Source organism: Bradyrhizobium sp. TM239 (genome assembly GCF_036247985.1).
In the GTDB taxonomy this organism is placed as follows: Bacteria; Pseudomonadota; Alphaproteobacteria; order Rhizobiales; family Xanthobacteraceae; genus Bradyrhizobium; species Bradyrhizobium ottawaense.
In genome coordinates this window covers 172,314-193,838 of the sequence record NZ_BTIR01000021.1, presented here as the reverse complement: position 1 = coordinate 193,838, position 21,525 = coordinate 172,314, and the positions used below count along the sequence as shown (strand labels likewise).

16 protein-coding genes are annotated in these 21,525 nt (G+C 63.8%); 9 read left to right on the top strand and 7 right to left on the bottom strand.

The genetic code is table 11. The annotated features are described in order from the left end of the window. Positions 1-558: 558 nt before the first annotated feature. The 4 genes from AABA84_RS29755 (at position 559) to AABA84_RS29740 (ending at position 8,201) form a co-directional block, all read left to right on the top strand. The gene (locus AABA84_RS29755) at positions 559-969 is read left to right on the top strand and encodes a hypothetical protein (protein ID WP_338313926.1); all 411 of its coding nucleotides are present in this window, start codon (positions 559-561) and stop codon (positions 967-969) included. A gap of 201 nt (positions 970-1,170) precedes the next feature. After that, positions 1,171-2,826, top strand: a complete 1,656-nt coding sequence (locus AABA84_RS29750; RefSeq protein WP_338313925.1) for a thiamine pyrophosphate-requiring protein — start codon at positions 1,171-1,173, stop codon at positions 2,824-2,826. An 86-nt stretch (positions 2,827-2,912) separates the two neighbouring features. After that, complete coding sequence (locus AABA84_RS29745; RefSeq protein ID WP_338313919.1) at positions 2,913-6,473, top strand: GAF domain-containing sensor histidine kinase; 3,561 nt, start codon at positions 2,913-2,915, stop codon at positions 6,471-6,473. Positions 6,474-6,500: 27 nt separating this feature from the next. After that, positions 6,501-8,201, top strand: a complete 1,701-nt coding sequence (locus AABA84_RS29740) for an alpha/beta hydrolase (protein WP_338313918.1) — start codon at positions 6,501-6,503, stop codon at positions 8,199-8,201. A 4-nt stretch (positions 8,202-8,205) separates the two neighbouring features. Here the strand turns inward: AABA84_RS29740 and AABA84_RS29735 are convergent, their stop codons facing one another. Together AABA84_RS29735 and AABA84_RS29730 are read right to left on the bottom strand one after the other, a co-directional pair. Continuing rightward, a complete protein-coding gene (locus AABA84_RS29735) occupies positions 8,206-9,789 on the bottom strand; it encodes an MDR family MFS transporter (RefSeq protein WP_338313917.1) in 1,584 nt (527 codons plus the stop codon). A 156-nt stretch (positions 9,790-9,945) separates the two neighbouring features. Then, positions 9,946-10,461, bottom strand: coding sequence for a YcgN family cysteine cluster protein (locus tag AABA84_RS29730; RefSeq protein ID WP_212251510.1), 516 nt, complete (start codon positions 10,459-10,461; stop codon positions 9,946-9,948). 294 nt (positions 10,462-10,755) lie between these two features. Here AABA84_RS29730 and AABA84_RS29725 point away from each other — a divergent pair, with 294 nt between their 5' ends. From AABA84_RS29725 to AABA84_RS29715, 3 genes are read left to right on the top strand one after another with little or no spacing between them, the layout of a single operon-like run. Beyond that, positions 10,756-13,044: a transglycosylase domain-containing protein gene (locus AABA84_RS29725; RefSeq protein ID WP_338313916.1), complete on the top strand. Its 2,289-nt coding sequence runs from the start codon at positions 10,756-10,758 to the stop codon at positions 13,042-13,044. 9 nt (positions 13,045-13,053) lie between these two features. Continuing rightward, positions 13,054-13,632 (top strand): DUF1214 domain-containing protein, encoded by a 579-nt coding sequence (locus tag AABA84_RS29720; RefSeq protein WP_212251506.1) that lies wholly within the window; start codon positions 13,054-13,056, stop codon positions 13,630-13,632. Further along, a complete protein-coding gene (locus AABA84_RS29715) occupies positions 13,629-14,213 on the top strand; it encodes a DUF1254 domain-containing protein (protein WP_338313915.1) in 585 nt (194 codons plus the stop codon). The genes AABA84_RS29720 and AABA84_RS29715 overlap by 4 nt, the downstream gene beginning before the upstream one ends. 182 nt (positions 14,214-14,395) lie before the next feature. Here AABA84_RS29715 and AABA84_RS29710 read toward each other — a convergent pair whose 3' ends face one another. After that, positions 14,396-14,701, bottom strand: coding sequence for a hypothetical protein (locus AABA84_RS29710; protein ID WP_338313914.1), 306 nt, complete (start codon positions 14,699-14,701; stop codon positions 14,396-14,398). A 272-nt stretch (positions 14,702-14,973) separates the two neighbouring features. On the opposite strand from AABA84_RS29710, the gene AABA84_RS29705 reads away from it, so the two are divergent. After that, the gene (locus AABA84_RS29705) at positions 14,974-16,233 is read left to right on the top strand and encodes a hypothetical protein (RefSeq protein ID WP_338313913.1); all 1,260 of its coding nucleotides are present in this window, start codon (positions 14,974-14,976) and stop codon (positions 16,231-16,233) included. Between the two features lie 53 nt (positions 16,234-16,286). After that, positions 16,287-16,868, top strand: a complete 582-nt coding sequence (locus AABA84_RS29700) for a hypothetical protein (protein WP_212251499.1) — start codon at positions 16,287-16,289, stop codon at positions 16,866-16,868. A 558-nt stretch (positions 16,869-17,426) separates the two neighbouring features. Here AABA84_RS29700 and AABA84_RS29695 read toward each other — a convergent pair. The 4 genes from AABA84_RS29695 to AABA84_RS29680 all read right to left on the bottom strand — a co-directional run bounded on the left by AABA84_RS29695 (position 17,427) and on the right by AABA84_RS29680 (position 21,498). Beyond that, a complete protein-coding gene (locus AABA84_RS29695; protein WP_212251497.1) occupies positions 17,427-17,666 on the bottom strand; it encodes a hypothetical protein in 240 nt (79 codons plus the stop codon). A 667-nt stretch (positions 17,667-18,333) separates the two neighbouring features. After that, complete coding sequence (locus AABA84_RS29690) at positions 18,334-18,543, bottom strand: cold-shock protein (protein ID WP_092226167.1); 210 nt, start codon at positions 18,541-18,543, stop codon at positions 18,334-18,336. Between the two features lie 1,134 nt (positions 18,544-19,677). Beyond that, positions 19,678-20,103, bottom strand: coding sequence for a hypothetical protein (locus tag AABA84_RS29685; RefSeq protein WP_212251495.1), 426 nt, complete (start codon positions 20,101-20,103; stop codon positions 19,678-19,680). Between the two features lie 216 nt (positions 20,104-20,319). Continuing rightward, a complete protein-coding gene (locus tag AABA84_RS29680; RefSeq protein ID WP_338313924.1) occupies positions 20,320-21,498 on the bottom strand; it encodes an MFS transporter in 1,179 nt (392 codons plus the stop codon). Positions 21,499-21,525: the final 27 nt, after the last annotated feature.

The window sequence follows — 21,525 nt, the reverse complement described above, 5'->3', positions numbered from 1 at the left end:
CACCGGTTGGCCGCCACATCTCCGCAAGCCTTGACGCACAGACCCCGGGCGTCAGGACCACACGACTTCTCCGTCCGCGCACATCCCGATCCGCATTCCCGACGGCTGGCGTGCGCTCGCCGTCGGGGCCGAACAGGGACGCTGTCAGCGCCGTGTCGTATCGCGCCTGCCGCTGCTCACGGGTTTCCCCGCCCTGCAGCCATCATCACGCGCCGACGCCGTCGCGGCCACCGCATCCCGGCCCGCGCTTCGTGACGATCGCGAAACGCCCCTTGTGGCGGGCGGGATGCGAAGGCTTGTACGGCAAAACCGAACTTCTGTAAATTCGAATATTTTTGCGCGGAGCTCTCGACCCACCGCTGGTGTGTTTTGCCCGACAGGCAACACAAGCGATCGTAGCCCCCGATGCCGCGGAGCCGAATTCGAGCGCCGCTCCCACAGATGCATTTTCCCCGGATCCGGCTACGGAACTTTGACCGCCATGTGAGTCCTGATAGTCTTCAGCACGGCGTGGCTCGACGAACCATGCTGTCAATCGATGGACCGGAGCTGTTGAAGATGCGGATCAGAAGCGTGACGCTCTTGGCACTCAGCCTCTTGCTTGCCGGCGTCTGGTCTCAGGACAGCGCGAGGGGACAGACCGCGCCGCCGGTTTCGCTTGCTCCGCCCAAGGCATCGCCGCCGCGGTCGAATGCCAAAAATTCCCCGGCAGCGTCGGACAGGATGGTACCGACACCTGCGACTGGCGGACTTCCACAAGCGCCGAATTCTGCCGCCGACTATGACGGCTTCCGTGCCACCAGTGACGACAATGACACTCCGGATCGGGCGACGCGACCGATCAGGTCGCGCGCCGCAAAGAGCTCCACGCCCAATCCGGATACGCAAGGCAACACGGCTCAGCAATTGATCGATCAGGAAGATGAGGCGTTGAAGCGCAAGCTGATGATCTGCCGAAACTGCAAGTAGGACGGAGCTTCCCGTCGCCCGGAGGGAGCGAAAGCGAAATCCGGGGCCGGCGCCAGCGGGTGCAGTTATCCCGGATTGCGCTTCGCTCCCTCCGGGCTACGGCAGCGCGCTGCATAGCTGACCTACCGCCTCCTTCGCGTCCCCGCACTTTACCCTCCCCCGATTTCCTGATCCTCTCCCCCCAACGCCGGACCAACCGGCCTGCCCCGGGAGAGAGACGCCATGAAGCTCGGCACCGCCATTGCGGAAATCATGAGGCGCGAGGGGATCGAGATCCTCTGCGGCTATCCGGTCAACCATCTGATCGAGCATGCGGCCAAGGCCGAGATCCGCCCCGTGATGGTGCGGCAGGAGCGCGTCGGCATCCACATGGCGGACGCGATCTCGCGGGTGACGTCGGGCCGCAGCATCGGCGCGTTCTGCATGCAGCATGGACCCGGCGCGGAGAATGCGATGGGCGGCGTCGCTCAGTGCTTTGGCGAATCCGTTCCCGTGCTGGTGCTGCCGATGGGCTATCAGCGCCGGCTTGCGCATATCGAGCCGAACTTCAATTCCAGCGAGGCGATGAAGCCGTTCGCGAAATCGTCCGAGCCGATCATCCTGGCGGCCGAGGTCGCCAACATCTTCCGCCGCGCCTTCACCAAGCTGAAGAACGGCCGCGGCGGCCCCGTGATCGTCGAAATCCCCTCCGACATGTGGAACGAGGAGGTGCCGGAGCCGCTCGACTACACGCCGGTGCTGCGCACCCGCTACGGCGCCGACCCTGTTCACGTGAAGGAGGCAGCCAGCCTGCTCGTCAATGCCAGGCGTGCTGTGATCTATGCCGGCCAGGGCGTGCATTACGCGCAGGCTTGGCCGCAATTGAAGCGGCTCGCGGAGCGGCTGGCGATCCCGGTGACCACCAGCTTAGGGGGCAAATCGTCGTTCCCGGAAACGCATCCGCTCTCGCTCGGCTCGGGCGGGCTCGCCGTGCCGCGCGCGGTGCCGAAATTTCTGAGCGAAGCCGACGTCATCTTCGGCATCGGCTGCTCCTTCACCGAAACGAACTTCGGCATCGCGATGCCGAAGGGCAAGACCATCATCCATTCCACGCTCGATCCCAACCATCTCAACAAGGATGTGGAGGCCAGGATCGGTCTCGTCGGCGACGCCGGCCTCGTGCTCGACGCGCTGCTGGAGGAGATCGGCAAGACCGTCACCACCGATCGTGACGCTTCAGCGGTCGCGGCCGAGATCGCGGCCTCGCACAAGGAGTGGCTGGCGAAATGGATGCCGAAGCTCACCAGCAATGACGCCCCCTTGAGCCCCTATCGCGTGCTATGGGACCTGCAACACACCGTCGACATCGACAACACCATCATCACGCACGATGCCGGCAGTCCGCGCGACCAGCTCTCCCCGTTCTGGAAATCGACAAAACCCCTCACCTATCTCGGCTGGGGCAAGACGACGCAACTCGGCTACGGCCTTGGCCTTGCCATGGGCGCCAAGCTCGCAAAGCCCGACAAGCTCTGCATCAATGTCTGGGGCGATGCGGCGATCGGCTTCACCGGCATGGATTTCGAGACCGCGGTGCGCGAGCGCATCCCGATCATGTCGATCCTGCTCAACAATTTCTCGATGGCGATCGAATTGAAGGTGATGCCGGTCTCGACCGAAAAATATCGCTCGACCGACATTTCCGGCGACTATGCCGCAATGGCGCGCGCCTTCGGCGGCTATGGCGAGCGGGTGACGAGGCCGGAGGACATCGTCCCCGCGATCAAGCGCGGCATCCAGAAGACGCAGGAGGGCATCCCGGTGCTGCTGGAGTTCATCACCAGCAAGGAGACGGAGGTGTCGCGGCCGGGGACGTGAGACGGGCCGGACGCTGGCTCCGGCCGCAGGGAATGTGATAATCCGCCCCGGTGCCGCGCCTGTCGCGGCATCAAGCCGGATCGCAAATGACCAACCCTTCCCACGACGTCGCCGATGAGCTCGCAGCCGAGAACGCGCAGCTGCGCAGCGCGCTGGCGACTGCGCGGGATCGCCAAAGCGCCAGCGCGGAGATCCTGCGCACCATCGCGGCCTCGCCCTCCGATGCCCGACCGGTGTTCGAGGCGATCGCGTCGAGTTCCAAGCGCTTGCTGGACGGCTTCTCCGCCACCGTGCTCCAGTTCATCGGCGACGAGCTGCACCTCGTGGCCTACACGCCGACCAGCCCGGAGGCGGACGCGGGGCTCAGTGCGTCGTTCCCGCGCAAGATCGCTGAGTTTCCGACCTTTGCGCTGGTGCGTGGCGGCGAGACGATCCAGTTTCCCGACAGCGAAGCCGCTGACGTGCCGCAGCTGAACCGTGATCTGGCGCGGCTGCGCGGCTTCCGCAGCGTGCTGTTCATGCCGCTGATGAACCGGGGCACGCCGGTCGGCATGATCAGCGTCACCCGCGCCGAGCCGGGCGCGTTCGCCCCCGACCTCGTGCAGCTGCTCCAGACCTTTGCAGACCAGGCCGTGATCGCGATCGAGAATGCGCGCCTGTTCAACGAGACGCGCGAGGCGCTGGAGCACCAGACCGCCACGGCGGACATTTTGAAGGTGATGGCGGCCTCGCCCTCGGACGTGCAGCCGGTATTCGAGGCCATTGCGGCCAACGCCAACCGGCTGATCGGCGGCTTCTCCACGGCCGTGCTGCGCTATGTCGAGGGCGCTGCGCATCTTGCCGCGTTCACGCCGACCGATCCGGCCGGCGATCGCGTGCTCCAGGCCTCGTTCCCGGTACCGTTCGCGCAGTTCCCGCCCTACCATCTCGTGGCCAAGGGTGCGGCGGCGCAACTGCCCGACACCGAGCTCGAGCCGGCCGCGCGCGACATCGCGCGCGCCCGCGGCTATCGCAGCATGCTGTTCGCGCCGCTGATGAGCGAGGGCGAAGCCATCGGCATCATCATCGCAACGCGCCGTGCCACCGGCGCCTTCGCCGAACATCATGTGCGGCTGCTGCAGACCTTCGCCGATCAGGCGGTGATCGCGATCAAGAATGTCAGCCTGTTCAATGCGACGCGGGAGGCGCTGGAGCGTCAGACCGCGACCGCCGACATCCTCAAGGTGATCGCGGCTTCGCCTGCCGACGTCACGCCGGTGTTCCAGGCCATATCCGACAGCGCCAAGGCGCTGATCGGCGGACATTCCTCCGCCGTCACCCGCGTCATCGACGGCCTGTTGCACCTGGCGGCCTTCACCACTGACAACGAGGCCGGCAACGCGGATCTGCTCAGCTTATTCCCGGCGCCGCTGTCGGCATCCGGCATTCACAGCCGGGTGGCGACGAGCGGAAAGTTCGCATTCCGCAGCGACATGCAGAACGAAGGCGACCTCACGGACGCCATGAAGGAGCTGGCGCGCACCAGAGGCTATCGCAGCATCCTCGTGATCCCGATGCTGCGCGACGGCGTTGCGATCGGCACCATTGGCGTGACGCGGCCTGAGGCCGGTCCTTTCCCGGACAAGGCGATCGCCCTGCTCCAGACCTTTGCCGACCAGGCCGTGATCGCCATCGAGAACACGCGGCTGTTCAACGAGGTGCAGGCGCGGACGCACGAGCTTGCGGAGTCACTGGAGCAGCAGACTGCGACATCGGAGGTACTCAGCGTCATCAGCCGATCGGCCGGCGATCTCGCGCCGGTATTCGAGGCGATGCTCAGCAAGGCAATGCAGCTCTGCGGCGCCAGTTTCGGCGTGCTCAATACCTACGACGGCACGCAGTTCCGCACAGCCGCCACTTACGGCCTGCCCCCTGCCTACGATGAATTCCGGCGCAAGGCGCCCCTCAACTATGGTCCAGCGACTGCGCCGGCGCGTCTTTTGAAGGGCGAACCGTTCGTCGAAATCGTCGACCTGCTGGAGTCGGACGTCTATCGCAGCGGCGAGCCGAACCGTCGGGCGCTGGTCGATCTCGGCGGCGCCCGCTGCCTGCTCGCGGTGCCGCTGCTCCAGGACGAGCGCGTGGTCGGCAACGTCATGATCTTCAGGCAGGAGAACCGGCCCTTCTCGGAGAAGCAGATCACCTTGCTGAAGCAGTTCGCGGCGCAAGCCGTGATCGCCATCGAGAACGCGCGGCTGCTCAGCGAATTGCGTCAGCGCACCGAGAATCTGACCGAGGCGCTGCAACAACAGACGGCGACTGCCGACGTGCTCAAGGTTATCAGCCGCTCGGCGTTCGACTTGCAGGCCGTGCTCGATACGCTGGTCGAATCGGCGGCGCGACTGTGCGAAGCCGATATGGCGGCGATTACCCGCAAATCCGGCAGCACCTATTTCCGGGCGGGCTCCTACGGCTTTCCAGCCAAATTCGTCGAATATGTAAGAGATCTTCCGGTCCGGGCAGATAGGCGTACCATCACGGGCAGGACGTTGCTCGGCGACAAGGTGGTCCATGTCACCGATGTGCTCGAAGACCCCGATTACTTCTTTGAAGGCCAGGAATTGAGCGGCAATCCGCGCAGCTTCCTGGGTGTGCCCTTGCTGCGCGAAGGCAGCACCGTTGGCGCCATCGTTCTCGCCCGTCGCGCGATCCGGCCGTTTAGCGAAAAGCAGATCGAACTCGTTACCAGTTTCGCCGACCAAGCCGTCATCGCGATCGAGAATGTGCGCCTGTTCGACGAAGTACAGGCCCGTACCAGCGAACTTGCAAAGTCGCTCGAAGATCTGCGCGGCGCGCAGGACCGGCTGATCCAGACCGAGAAGCTCGCCTCCCTCGGCCAGCTCACCGCTGGCATCGCGCATGAGATCAAGAACCCGCTCAACTTCGTCAACAATTTTGCTTCCCTCTCCGCCGAGCTGACGGATGAGCTGAACGAGGCGCTCGCGCCGGTTCCACTCGCAGACGATGTCCGCAGCGAAGTCGACGAGCTGACCGGGCTATTGAAGGACAATCTCGCTAAGATCGTGCAGCACGGACGGCGCGCCGATTCCATCGTCAAGAACATGCTGCTGCATTCCCGCGAGGGCGGCGGCGAGCACCGGCTGAGCGACGTCAACGCGCTGGTCGAGGAGAGCCTCAACCTCGCCTATCACGGCGCGCGTGCCGAGAAAGCGCAGTTCGACGTCAGGCTGATGCGCGACCTGGATCCGGCGGCAGGCTCAGCCGAATTGTTCCCGCAGGAGATCACGCGGGTGCTCCTGAACCTGATTACGAACGGTTTCTACGCCGTGGCCAAGCGCAAGACAGAGGTCGGCTCGGCCGGTTACGAGCCGGCGGTGATCGCCACGACCCGCGACCGGGGCGAGAGCATAGAAATCCGCATCCGCGACAACGGCACCGGCATTCCGGACGAGGTGAAGGAGAAGATGTTCAATCCGTTCTTCACCACCAAGCCGGCCGGCGAAGGCACCGGTCTCGGGTTGTCGATGAGCCACGACATCGTCGTGAAGCAGCACGGCGGCACCATCGACGTCGCGACCACGCCCGGCGAGTTCACCGAATTCACGATTCTTCTGCCACGCAAGAGCAGCTTTTCAGACAAGCCCTGAGGACAATTTCGCCCGGGAGACGTTTTGATGAATCTGGCGCGGCTCGTTCGGCGACAACTCCTCTCGCTATCAGGCATTGGCCTCGTGCTCGGTGCGCTGTTCTTCGCGGCTGCACTGACGCCGACGCTGATCCCGAGGAGCTATCTCACGCAAGGTGTCCTCGCCGGCGGCTGCTTTGCGATCGGCTATTTCGCCGGCGTGCTGTGGCGGCAGCTGTGGCACTATCTCGAGCTGCCCGAGCCTTCGGCGCGCGCCAGATCGATTGCGAATGCGCTGGCGGCAGCCGCCTGCCTGCTCGTCGTCATCGTCTTCCTGTGGTGCACAGCCGAATGGCAGAACTCGATCCGCGCCGTGATGAAGATGGCGCCGGTCGAGACCGCGCATCCGCTCAAGGTCTGCGTCATCGCCCTGATCACGTTCGTCGTGCTGCTGGTGCTGGGGCGGCTGTTCGCGCTCCTCGCCCGCTTCCTCGCCACGCACACGAGGCGCGTCATTCCGCGGAAACTCGCCAACGTCATCGGCGTACTCGCCGCAGGTCTGCTGTTCTGGTCGATCGCCAGCAATGTCCTGATCAACACGGCGTTTCGCGCACTCGATTCATCCTTCCGCGAGCTCGACGCCTTGCACGAGCCCGAGCGCCCGCAACCAACCGCCTCCGATCGGACAGGAGGCCCGGCGTCGCTGGTGAAGTGGAACGAGCTCGGACGTACGGGACGCAGGTTCATCGCCTCGGGTCCGACCGCAACCGAGATCAGCGCCATCAGCGGAAGGCCAGCGCGGGACCCGGGCCGGGTCTATGTGGGCCTCGCCGGCGGCGCCACCGCGCAGGCGCGCGCCAGGCTTGCGCTCGAGGAGCTCAAGCGCCAGCACGGTTTCGAACGCAAGATCCTGATCGTCGTCACGCCGACCGGCACCGGCTGGATCGATCCGTCCGCGATGGATACGGTCGAATATCTCCACCATGGCGATGTCGCCAGCGTCGCGATGCAATATTCCTATCTCAACAGCCCGATGTCGCTGTTGTTTCAGCCCGAATACGGCGCGGAGGCGGCGCGCGCGCTGTTCGCGGAGATCTACGGCTTCTGGACGACGCTGCCGAGGGACAAGCGGCCGAAGCTGTATCTGCACGGGCTCAGCCTCGGCGCCATGAACTCGGAGAAATCCGCGGAACTGTTCGAGATGATCGGCGATCCCATTGCCGGCGCGCTATGGAGCGGGGCGCCGTTCGACAGCCGCCTCTGGCGCTCGATCACTGCGAACCGCAATCCGGGATCGCCGGCGTGGCTGCCGGAATTCCGCGACAGCCGCTTCGTGCGCTTCATGAACCAGAACGGACCGACGGTCCCGGCAGACGCGCCGTGGGGTCCGATGCGCGTCGTCTACCTGCAATATGCCAGCGACGCGATCACGTTCTTCGCCTATCGCGATGCCTACCAGGCCCCGGCCTGGATGAGCGCGCCGCGCGGGCCGGACGTGTCCCCGGAGCTGCGATGGTATCCGATCGTGACGATGCTGCAGCTCGCGCTCGACATGGCGGTTGCGACCAATACGCCGATGGGCTTTGGCCACGTCTATGCGCCCGAGCATTATGTCGATGCCTGGATCGCGGTGACCGATGTCCATGACTGGTCCGCCGAGGCGCTGGCACAGCTCAAAGCGCAGCTTGCGGCGAAAGCCCGGACGACGGGCGCAGGCAATGTCGACGACGATTCCGACCGCGGCGGCTAGGCGCCTACTCCGCCAGCTCGACGGGCTGCTTCGCCGAAGGGCCGGCGAGCGGCCGCTCCTCCATCGCGATCAGGCACAGCGCGGCGGTGGTCATCAGCGCGGTGGCGGCGCCGAACACGTAGCGGAACGCGTGGCGCATGTCCTCAGTGGGAATAGCGACGGCGCCGGCGGCGTGGTGCTCGCCGGCGAGCGGAACGTCGATGCCCAGCGCGATCAGCAGGATCGCCGCGAACGCGGCGACCGTGAACGAGGACATCAGCGAGCGGAAGAAGTTCATCGCGCCGGTGATGGTGCCGACCTGCGGACGCGCCACCGAGTTCTGCAGCGAGACCACGCAGACCGGGAAGGTGGTGCCGAGCCCGAGCGCGAACGCCGCCATCAGCGTGAGCAAGCCCCACAGCGGCAAGGTGGTGAGCGTGAGGCCGAGGCCGCACAGCGCGGCCCAGGACGTGCCGATGATCGCGACGCGCTTGTAGTGCTTGGCGCGGGCCATGGTGCGGCCGGCGACGGCGGCGCCGACGGTCGAGACCGCCGCGAGCGGGATCAGCGCAAGCCCCGCCTCGCTTGCGCTCAAATGGTAGACCGACTCGTAATAAAGCGGCAGCTGCACGGTGAGGCCGGTGATCGCCCCGAGCCCGCAGCCGCCGGCGGTCAGCGCGAACGGCGCCACCGATCCGGTCAGCAGCTTCAACGGCAGGAACGGCTCGTCGGCCCGCCGGGCGTGCCAGACGAAGCTGACGGCGAGCGCGACCGCGCCGCCCACCATCGCCAGCACGGTCGGCGACAGCCAGGGATAGCGCGTGCCGCCCCAGGTCAGCACCAGCATGAAGACGACGGCGGAGGCCATCAGCAGCACGCCGCCGAGCCAGTCGACCTTGCGCTTGCGGTGGAACACCGGGATCTTCTTCATCTTCGGCAGCAGCATCACGATGGCCGCGGCCGCGAGCGGCAGGTTGATCCAGAAGATCATCGACCAGTGCAGATGCTCGGCGAACACGCCGCCGATGACCGGACCCAGAATGCCGCCGACCATCCAGACGCTGGAGAAATAGGCCTGGTACTGGCCGCGCTCGCGCGGGGAGACGACGTCGGAGATCACCGTCTGCACGACCGGCATGATGCCGCCGCCGCCGAGCCCCTGAAGGCCGCGCGCCAAAATCAGCATCGGCATGTTCGGCGCGATCGCGCACAGCACCGAGCCCGCCACGAACAGGCTGAGCGAGATGATGATCATGACGCGGCGGCCGTAGATGTCGCTCAAGGTGCCGAATACCGGCGCGACCGCGGTCGAGGCGAGCAGATAGGCGGTGATGACCCAGGAGAGATTGGAGACGTCCTGGAACTGGCGCCCGATGGTCGGCAGCGCGGTCGCCACGATGGTCTGGTCGAGCGCTGCCAGGAACATCGTCAGCATCAGGCTGATGACGATGGTGCGGACCTCGTCCTGTGACAGCGGCACCGGCGGCGCGATCGACGGCGCGTCATCGACGCTGATGACTTCGCTCGGAAGCCGGGACAGCTCCTCGGCGATATCGTCAGGCAAAGTCTGGATGTCGGCAGAACTGCTCCGCCGGTCGAACTTGTTCATCTCGCTCGGATGCCGTGTGGCGGCACAACGCCGCAAAGGATTCGTTCTATGCAGCCCAATGTAGACAGCAAAGTTTGTCCCGGGCAGGCACCGCGGCGCATGGGTGCATCCCGCCCCCGGGCCATCCCGAACACGTGATCGGAAGCGTGCGGCAGCTCAGTCCTTCGGACGTCGCTTCAGGCGGGCCCGCTTCGGCAGCAGCGCGGGCCATTGCACGATGTGGTCCTCCAGCTCCTCGTCCGGAATATCCTCCTCGCTACCTTCGACCCGGCCGCGCACGGAGACGCCGGCGTCGTGCACGGTGTTGGGATCACCGGAGACCAGCGGGTGCCACCAATAGAGATCGCGTCCTTCCGCAACCAGCTTGTAGCCGCAGCTCGGCGGCAGCCAGTTCAGGGTGCGGACATTGGCCGGGGTCAGGCGGACGCAGTCCGGAACCTTGTCGGAGCGATTCGGATAGTCCTTGCAGGCGCAGCTCATCCCATCGAGCAGCTTGCAGCCGATATGGGTGAAATAGATCTGCCCGGTGTCCTCGTCCTCGAGCTTGTTCAGGCAGCAACGCCCGCAGCCGTCGCACAGGCTTTCCCATTCGCCCGCCGACATCTCTTCCAACGTCTTGGTTTTCCAGAAGAATCCTTCCTGGCCTGAAGGTCGTTTGGGAACTGCGGTCATGCGCCTCAACAAAAGTTCGAAAGAGCTACGGCTCAAGCCATCTAGGGCGTGCGGCCGGGGTGGTGCAAGCAACGCGCCTTTGAGGCCCGTAATGAACCGGGGTCAATTAGGCTTGTTGTTCAAAATCGCGAGCCTGACCATTGGTTTATGGGCCCCGCTCGGCTAGAAGGAACAGCAAGTCCCTCGGATGCTGGCCGGGCGCCTTGGGTTTGCCGCAACATTCCCTCAAGACGTCTCGATGCCGCCCCCGGCCGGGTGCTTGAACGCTTTCGAACCGAGCCTCAAGGGTTCTAGGTGCGCCAGATCATACCACCGCATTGGAAGGCCAGGGTCCGGAATTTCTTCCTGGACCTCGATGCGCGCATCGACTCCTCGCTGTTCTCCTCGGCCAAGGGCATCCGCGAGCTCTACGAGCGCTACTCGACCTTCATGGACCGCTTCTATGTCGGACGCTGGAAGCGCTGGGTGTTCATCGAGCCGCTGTCGGAAGCCGCGACCCTCGGCCTCGGCGGCCTGGTCGTGATGCTCACCCTCGCCATCCCCGCCTTCCGCGAGACCGCGGACGAGGACTGGCTGAAGAAGTCCGATCTCGCGGTGAGCTTCCTCGACCGCTACGGCACCCCGATCGGCAGCCGCGGCATCAAGCACAACGACTCGATCCCGCTGGAAGACTTTCCGGACGTGCTGATCAAGGCGACGCTGGCGACCGAAGACCGCCGCTTCTACGAGCATTTCGGCATCGACATCGCCGGCACCGCACGCGCGCTCGTGACCAACGCGCAAGCCGGCGGCGTCCGCCAGGGCGGCTCCTCGATCACCCAGCAGCTCGCCAAGAACCTGTTCCTCAGCAACGAGCGCACGATCGAACGCAAGGTCAACGAGGCCTTCCTCGCGGTCTGGCTGGAATGGCGCCTGACCAAGAACGAGATTCTCAAGCTCTACCTCGACCGCGCCTATATGGGCGGCGGCACTTTCGGCGTCGACGGCGCGGCGCATTTCTACTTCAACAAATCCGCACGCGACGTGACGCTTTCGGAAGCGGCGATGCTCGCCGGCCTGTTCAAGGCGCCGACGAAATACGCCCCGCACATCAACCTGCCGGCCGCGCGCGCCCGCGCCAACGTCGTGCTCGACAACCTCGTCGACGCCGGCTTCATGACCGAGGGCCAGGTGTTCGGCGCCCGCCGCAACCCGGCCTTCGCGGTCGACCGCCGCGACGAGGCCTCGCCGAACTACTATCTCGATTACGCCTTCGACGAGATGCGCAAGCTGGTCGACACCTTCCCGAAGTCGTACACCGAGCGCGTCTTCGTGGTGCGGCTCGCGATCGACGCCAATGTGCAGAAGGCGGCGGAAGACGCGGTCGAGAACCAGCTGCGCCAGTTCGGCCGCGATTATCACGCAACGCAGGCGGCGACCGTCGTGTCCGATCTCGACGGCGGCATCCGCGCCATGGTCGGCGGCCGCGACTACGGCGCCAGCCAGTTCAACCGCGCCACGGACGCCTATCGCCAGCCGGGTTCGTCGTTCAAGCCTTACGTCTACACCACCGCGCTGCTGAACGGCTTTACGCCGAACTCGATCGTGGTCGACGGCCCGGTCTGCATCGGCAATTGGTGCCCGCAGAACTATGGCCATTCCTATTCCGGTTCGGTGACGCTGACGCAGGCGATCACGCGCTCGATCAACGTCGTGCCGGTCAAGCTGTCGATCGCGATTGGCCAGAAGGAGCAGCCGAAGGCGCCGAACCCGGCCAAGATCGGCCGCGCCAAGATCGTCGAGGTCGCGCGCCGCTTCGGCCTCAAGGCGCCGCTGCCCGACACGCCGTCGCTGCCGATCGGCTCGGACGAAGTCACCGTGCTCGAGCATGCCGTCGCCTACGCGACCTTCCCCAACCGCGGCAAGGCGGTGACGCCGCATTCGGTGCTCGAAGTGCGCACCGGCGCCGGCGACCTCGTCTGGCGCTGGGACCGCGACGGCCCGAAGCCGCGGCAGGCGATCCCCGCCTCCGTTGCCGCCGACATGGCCGGCATGATGAGCCACGTCGTCAGCGAAGGCACCGCGCGACGCGCCGCGCTCGACGGCATTCCGACCGCGGGCAAGACCGGCACCACCAATGCTTATCGCGACGCCTGGTTCGTCGGCTACACCGGCAACTTCACCTGTGCGGTCTGGTACGGCAACGACGACTATTCGCCGACCAACCGCATGACCGGCGGCTCGCTGCCGGCGCAGACCTGGCACGACATCATGCTCGCGGCGCATCAGGGCGTCGAGGTCCGGGAAATCCCCGGCATCGGCATGGGCCAGAAGCTGCCGCCGCAGCATGTGAGCAACGCGCAGGCCAACGCGGCGCCGAAGGTGCTGGAGACCAAGCCGGGTCCGCCGCCGGTGCTGACCAAGCGCGGCGCCGATATCCTGGTGCGCGTCGAGAAGCTGCTGGATGACGCCGCCAGGACGGCAAAGAAATCGGCGGATGCCGACACCAAGGCGGCCAGGCCGTCCTCGGCGACGAGCGCGCTCGCCTTCCCGCAGAACTATGCGGAAGAGAACGCCAACGCGTCCGCCCCACGCAAGAACTGATCGAAACAAGTGCGGCTGATCCTGATCACATTGACGGCCCTTCTGCTCGCGACGGTGGTCGGCTTGGGTGCGACCTGGATGACGACGACGCGCGGCACCGAGATCGGCGCGCTGACCATCGGCGCCTGGACCGCCCGCCCGCGCACCGGCACCGCCGACGTCGATCCCTATTCGCGCGCCACCATCGTGCGCAACGGCGAGCTGCCGATCGGCACCGGCGACGGCGTCGCCTTCACCGCCACCGCCGACGACAAGAAGAAGGCGCTCGACGGCCGCTGCGACGTGATCGTCTCCGGCGTGACGCCGCCGGCGCGGTTCTGGACGCTGACGCTGTACGACCGCAAGGGCCATCTCGTCGCCAATTCGCTGCAGCGCTACGGCTTCACCAGCCAGGAGATCGTGCGGCAGTCCGACGGTTCGTTCGAGATCCGCATCGCCTCGCGCTCGCGCGCCGGCAACTGGCTGCCGACCGGCGGCATCGAGCGCTACGCACTGATGCTGCGCCTCTACGACACCCCGGTCGGCGTTGCGACGCGCACCCAGCGCGATGCGCCGATGCCCACCATCACGACGGCGGGCTGCTCATGATCCGCCTCCTGTTCACCGTCGTTGCCGGCGTGGTGCTCGGCCTCGTGGTCCACCTCGTCAGCGTGCTGGCGCTGCCGCGGATCGCGACGCAGGACGCCTATTCGCGGCTGACGCCGATGACCAAGCTCAACGGCGTTAGCCAGCTTCCCCTCGCCGATCCGCAGACCTCGCCGATGCCGTTCATGGACCCGGCCTTTGCGCTGGCGATCTGCCGCTACGACCTCACAAGCGGGCCGATCAAGCTGACGGTGCCGGTGAGCCAGGCCTACACCTCGGTGTCGTTCTACACCCGCAACGAGATCGCCTATTACGCCATCAACGACCGCTCGGCGGGCCGCAAGGTGATCGAGCTCGACCTGATGACGGAGGCGCAGCACAACGAGCTGCCCGAGGACGAAGAGGTCACCGCGGCCGACCGCCTGATCATCGATTCCCCCAGCACAACCGGCCTGATCGTGATGAAGGCGCTCGCCCCCGAGCCCGGCCTGATGCCGCAGGCGCAGGCGACGCTGGCGGCCGCGAGCTGCGGCCCGCAGACCGAGCAGCCGGCCAAGGCCGAGGCCCCGCGCGGCCGGCGCTGAGGCGCGGGCGTCTCAGGCACCCGCAAAACAAAAGCGCGAAAACAACCCCATGCACAGTAGCGGGGGCAGCTCAATGTCCGCTCGGCTGACATTACCCGACGTTACAAGAGGGTTCGCGTGGTTCGGCTAAGGGCCACAAGCAGACCATACACATACGCCTGCCTATAGTATTTGTGCATTCGTTAATTTCCAGCGGAAGGCTTCTTGCGAGTCGCGAGTGAACCGAGGAACCCCGCAATCATGCTGGCAAGCTCCCTTTTTGCATCTTCGTCGCTCTCGGCGCATTGCCGCAAGCGTCCGAGCTGAGCATTGAACATAATCCATTTTCGGCGAGCCTCCCCCGGAGGCATGTGATTGAGCGCAACGTTCAACGCTTTCGGATCATGCTCCTTAAGGAACGCGATGTCGCCCTCAAGGCCATCTTTCCAAGCATCGGTATCTGCTTTAGCGCGAAGCCCTAGCTTTAATTGCCTTCTGTAGCGCTTCATGAATTAACTCACGGCAGGTCGGCCAACCCTCATTAAGTTGTAGCGAACATTTTGGGCAACCTCTGACGTGCCGAATGCTAAATTTTAGATGAAGCGAGGCGACTTCCGCATTGGGTCACAAGCTGCCGCGGCGCACCATGCTGCGATTGGTCCGCTGAGGGCCATAAACTGCCATTGAAGATGAAGGCACGATGTTTTTACTCGATCCTGACTGGCTTTCTTCCCGATGTCCCAAAGCCTATCTTGGTTGAAAAGGCGCGAGAGGCAGCGAAATGCTACCGGAACCAATTGCTTATTGCTTCTACCGTTATCGCGGGCTCTGCCTTCACACATGGATCGTCACGACTTTCACAATCATTGTGGCCGCCGCTCAGCTACAGGCTTCAGCAGCACCAAACGCGTCAGCGTGCGGATACCTCGCTGGTCTGATTGATAAGGCACCGCCATCAGGGCCCTTGTTCCTACCCAGCTATCCGACCGTCGAATCGGGGCCTCTGCATGGCGCCGCCTACCTCTATGACAATGCGGTAGCCGCCATCGCGTTGGTCGGTTGCGGTGAGCAAGACAAAGCGTATCGGATTGGCTCGGCGCTTCTCTGGGCCATCGATAACGACCGCACCTGGCATGATGGACGGCTCCGGAACGCTTACGCCGCAGGTGTGGTGGCGAATGGCCCCGTCAAACTTCCGGGGTGGTGGGACAATGCTCAGAACAAATGGTTAGAGGATCGATATCAGGTGGGCAGCGACAATGGTAACATGGCATGGGCCATGTTGGCGTTGCTGTCGCTTGACGATGTGAACGCCGGCTCTCGGTTCCGCGATGGTGCTGCACAGCTTGGCGCCTGGGTCGCGCAATGGCCCGATACGCGCGGTACTGGCGGTTTCACGGGCGGTACGTTTGGGCACGAACCGACGCCGGAAGTGCGGGCGTGGAAATCGACTGAACATAATACTGACCTCGCTGCCGCGTTTGGCCTTCTTGCGATCCGTACGGGGGATTCGCGCTGGCGTGATAAGGCAACGGCTGCTGAGCACTTCGTAAATACGATGTGGAATCCGGCATGCGCCTGTTTCGCTGCAGGGACCGCTGAAGACGGCGTCACCCACAATCCGATTTTGGCTCTCGATGCTCAGGTCTGGCCTTTAATAGCGCTCTACGGAGCGGTCGAGAAATTTGCATCGGCAATTACGACCGCCGAGCAGCGAATGAGTGTCGACGAGGGCTTTTCTTACGGTGAAGACCGAGACGGTGTGTGGACCGAAGGGACGGGCCAAATGGCTCTCTTAATGAAATTGCTCGGCAGGACTGGGAGGGCAAACTCGTTGATCGCTGTAATCGAATCCCAGAGGTCGCCGGATGGTGGGTTCTATGCCACAACTGTCCGCGAGTTACCGACCGGGTTCGTGTTGGACACTGATCCGACCAAGCCGCGACTCTATTTCCGATTGTCACATCTTGGCGCAGCTTCGTGGGCTGCCCTCGCGGAACGTGGGTTCAATCCCTTTACGCTGACAAAAGGACTCCCGTAGTTAAGTCGCGGTGCTTCTCGTTCCGCCTCTCTTTTGGTCTTTTTGATTTCGATATGTCCGCAAAGGGTCACAAGCGTCCCTTTGACCCGGCCCCGACCACGTCGGGATTGCCCCTGTCAGCCGACGTCGAGACAAGCGCCGGAGGCGGTCGAAAAGGGCGGCAAGCGGAACGGCGGCTGGGGAATTTACCGAAGGTTAGCGCTCGTGTTGCACAACCATTGGATGTTGACCATCCGAACGAAGCTTGTCCGCGCATGAGATTGGCGCTCAAAATCGCGCTCGTGGCGATCTGTGCTGCAATCTTGACCGCGGTGCTTCTCATCATCGTCTTGGCCGGCATCTTTGGGATGCAAGGGAGCAGGACGTTGCAAATTCTGAGTTCGGCGCCCGAGCTATACCTCTTGCCCACCATTATCTTCGTTGAATTTTGTTTCCTGACGAACGACTTGCTGGCTTATCTGTGCAAGAAATTCGAGCTGGACTTCGGGATAAACTTCTCCGAGATCCCGTTTAAGTTCGACCTCGATAAGCTGGAAGCACCCATTCCGCTTCGAACGAAACTCGTGCAGCTCTATCCGCTCACGATCCTTCTGACACTGCTCGGGTTCGCTGTCGCGCTAATGACACGCCAATAGGCACGATCTCCAGGTCCGCCAGAGGCTCTCATGGGCAATCGCGCCCTGCCCACAGGGCCGCAATACGGGACGGGTCTGTTCAGACAATCCAAGAGCGGCGAGCACGGCAGCGTGATCGATTGCGTTCGGAGAGGTTTGATAGCTGGCCTGAATCGGCCCGCTCGACCCGCATGCGGAACGCAGCTTCCGCTTTCAGCCGAAGCGGACGTTGTCGTGCTCACAGCCGATCGGCTTGAGACCCGAAGCGGACGTTCATCGAGTCCTGCCGGGTTTGGTTTCGATCGGAAGATCACTGAACGTACGAAAGCTGATCTTCCGTAACGACTCGCTCGATCTTCTCGGACTTGCACTTGATGCGGTATCTAACTCGTCCATCGGATTCGATGGGCATATGCTGGACGATAGTGTAGACCATTGGCGGTTCAGTTGTGGCCCGCCCCTGCGGGCCCTGGGGTTGGTGGCGAACGTCTTCGTTAAGCTTATAGGCATAGGACATGTGCTTACCCTCAACGTTTACGGCTGCTCTGGCGATGCGGACGCCTTTGGTCTTAGCGGGGATTAGTCCTCAAGAACGGATTTCGTCGCCTCGAAGACCTGCTCTGCCGTGCCCTTGATCGTGCCCGTCGCCCAGGCCTGAAACACGGTAACGTAGGCGTTCATGTACGCCTCGTCGTCTGCAGAGAAGTAGACTTCGTCAGTCACCGTATCCAAGACAAGCGCTCCTGTATCGATGCAAATTTCCTCGATCAGTACCAGGCGCTCTTCGTGTTCAGCGAGATGACGTTTTACGATACTCATTGTATCTCCTGCTTTGCGGCGACCTGAAGTCGGGGCCTGACTTGGCTTGGCGAACGCAATTCAAAGCTAGGGGGCGGCTCCGTCGACACATCGTCCGCACTCTCTTCAACGATGGTAAAGGAGTTGCCGGACTGCCATGAACGGCTAATTCCGATCGCAGGCCACCGGTTCAATCTGCTCGTTCGATCATCCTTCGGAAGGGGGACGCCGAACGGGGCCGACAATCAACTTGTAGGTGGGCACCCGAGCGGTATTCCACGATTCCAGGGTCGCGCCGCAAACCGAGCACTCGAAGCTCGCGATCTGCCGACTGGGAGCCATCGCCTCGGTTCGGCCATAGACGGCGCCGCACCGACAGGATCGATGATGAGAATCGAGCATGCCCGTTTATGCGCCTGAAAGACAGAACAAGCCACTTCGAAAGTTCAACAGGCCATCGAGGCCCAAGACAGTGACGCCCGCTGATTTCGGCTTCTCTGTCCGGTCCTCCATCGCAGCCCGGCGACGACAGGCCGAGTGTCCAAGCGAAGCCTCGGACCAACCGACTTTTCCAGTCGCTTTCACGGGTGGAAGCGAAAACCCCGCTCCCGATGACTCGGGGGCGAGGCAGACCACAAGCTCTGCCAGTACATCCGTGGCTGGAGCGACAGGTCTGTCGTGCTCTTAACTAAGCAGCACGGAGATTTTCGGCAGCGGACTTGCCGGTACGACGGTCAGCGACGACGTCATAAGACAACGTCTGACCTTCGCTCAGAGTGCCCATGCCGGCGCGTTCGACCGCGCTGATATGAACAAAAACGTCGTTGCTGCCGTTGGTGGGCTGGATAAAGCCGAAGCCCTTTTGGGTGTTAAACCACTTCACTGTACCTGTATTCATCAGGTGTTCCTTTCGTACGCGCGCAGGATCTGGCGCGCGGACTTGCGGCCAGTGTTCCGGTCAGTCGATGTTGGAGAATGTCTGAAACGTGCGCGCCGTCAGGAGCTGAGGCGAAAGCGGAACAGTTGTTCGGCCAGTATCGATCCCTGAAACAATACACCAACGGTTGCGAGACTTCAAGAAGAAAGCCAACGAGTGCTTCCTGCCACGTTTATCCGTTCCATCGTTAAGAGCCTGTCGAACGCGGTGATTGATTGATCTTTTTCAGAAGCGTGTCTTTAGCCGGCCCCGCAGCAAGAAGGACCGCTTGCGCTTCGAGGCGTTCCTTTTCGGCAAGTATCAAGTATGTTTTGTTCGAAACTGGACGTCTGCTCAAACCCGCGACAATGGACTGCCTCTCCAAGACGTACCGACGATCCTGAAGAGGTATTCGACGAGGCGGTGTCGCGAGAACCGGCCCATCGCCTAACGCGCGTCGGACGATGGGCCGCTCCGGGTGGATGACGCAAACCTAGAGAGGTCCAAGTATCGCGCCACAGACCAATATTGTTAAGCTCACGACGAGAAAGTCGTTCCTGTCGGATACCCAGAAAGAGGCCGGGATGGAGGTCCTTTACGCGCCAGCCGTGTCGACCGATGCCACCGCATTGATTCGCCGGCGCGAACGACCGGCTTTTGCAGACGTGGGCCCCCTTAAGGTCTGCGGAATGATCGCGCCGTCATAGCCCGTCACGAGGAGAATCGTCACCCGCGTCGCCGGCCTCGGGCCACCGGCAAGTTCCATGTGGTTTCCTTTTCCCGCACTTTCCGGCATTGTTCGGCATGGCAAAAGTAAAAGTGAGCTTCAAACCACTCCGTAAGTCTGAGGGCGACTGGGTTATCATCGCCGAGTGCCCAGGCGCAGAACCCCGCGAAATCACGGGCTTCACGAGTAAGGCCGAAATTGACGATTGGATGAATGGAGAGCGCCGGATCGCGTGGCTCCGATCGCAGGGTTACGCCAAGTGACGTGACAACTCCTTCCCTTTGGCGCTTCGCGTCCGTCTGGGAAACCCACCTACGCGCGATTGACCCAAGCGGCGATCGCCGCGTTGCCAGACGAGGGTTGCGTCGGCCTGCGAGCGTTTGCCGGTCCTAACGCTCCTCGGTCGGATGCACCCATTTGTAGGGCGTGATGCTTTGCGTGGCGGTCAGCTTGATCATGTGGACGGGCGGCGCGGAACGTCCCTTTCGGCACGACCGGCACTTGAGCGAGGCTTCCAGCTTCCAGATCGGCGTATCGCGCGGCCGGCGGATGGCATCGAGCGGCAGGCTCGCGCGCGCCTTGCACCTGTTGCATTCGACCTCGAGCCAGCCCATGCCGCCGTTGAGGCATTGGCCGATCGTCGGCGAGGGCTGCGACGGCCCGCCGTAACCTTCCATGCGAAGCGACCAGGCTTCGGCCTCGGCCCGGTCGGCCTCACGGACCGCCTTCTTCGCCTCCTCGCGCGCGTGCTTGGCCGAAATTTCCGCGCCCAGAATCCGGCCGCTCCAGATGACCTCGCGTGATTTGGTGCCCATGCCGTCATCAAAGCTGCGCTCGACGGCGCTGGCAAATTATCGATCGCTGGTAGGCCCGGCGCGCAATTCGATACTGCGGGTCGTGGGTGTGGACAACCGAGGCTGAAGATCCCGTAGCAAAGCCGCGGCGCCGGCGATGGCGGAGCGCCACCATCGAAAGTCGTCACGCCCGCGGGCAACAATCCGGCGTAGTCTTTTCTGCCGAGGCAAGTGGGCTCACGATGGCCGCTTGCCCGCATGATCCCGCCGCGCCCACAGCAGCGCCAGCGGCCCCAGCGCGATTCCGGCAGCCAGAACGATGAACACCAGCAGCCAGCCGTTCGCGCTCCGCGGACCGCCGGCCATGTCGAGTGCGACGCCGGTTCCCCATGCGCCGGCGGCTGACAAGCCGAAGCCGACGGTGGAATGCAGGGCCAGCGTTGCGCCGCGATGCTCGGAGATTGCCGCAGCCGACATGCCTGCGGTCAACGCACCTGAATCCGCCGGCACCGTCAGGCCGTAGATCATCAGCAGCAGCGCGAGCACCCATGCCGGTGCCGTTGCGTTGAGGCCGATCACGAGCGCGACACTGGCCGACGCGATCATCACCACCGTGATGGCGCGATGCCGTCCGAACTTCAGGGCGGCCTCGTTGCCGAGGATGCTTGCGGGCATCGAGATCACCGCGAAGCAGAAGCTCATCAGTACCGGCGTCATCCAGGACGGCCCGCCCTGATGCGCAACGACGAAGGTCCAGAACCCGACCAGCCAGGTGCGAATGCCATAGAGCTCGAAGCAGTGCGCGCCGTAACCGAGGATGTAGCCGAGCGCCTCGCGATTGCCGAAGACAGGCGCGAAATTCAGCAGCCGCCCCGTCTTCGGGACAGGCCGGCGGCCCTCGATCAGGAGGCACGCAACCACCATCGCGACGGGGCCGACGCCGGTGACGTAGAACGCGGTCCGCCATCCCCAGCGATCGGCGAGGACTTGCGCAACCAGGAACGACAGGCCGACGCCGACCGAGAAGCTCGACGTGTAGAGCGTGACCGCCCGCGAGGTGTCGCCGGCCGGCAACCGGTCCGTCAGCGCCTTCAGACCCGGCATGTAGGCGCCGGCAAAGCCCAATCCTGCGAGCGACCAGATCAGCGTGCCCGACCAGAACCCCTGGGCAAAAATGCCGAAGGCCATGGTCGCAAGTCCGCTGACGATGGAGCCGCACAGCAGCACGATCCGCGCGTCGATGCGATCGGTCAGCGTCGTCAGCACCGGCACGGCCAGCATGTAGCCGAACGCATAGCCGCTCGCCATCAGCCCGCCTTCGGCAGCGGAAAGTCCCCACGCCGGCATCAGATGCTGCGCCAAATTCGCGGACAGCGTGACGTGCGGCAGCAGATTGCCGAGCTGGCCGATACACATCACCGCAATCAGCGGCCCCCCGCTCAA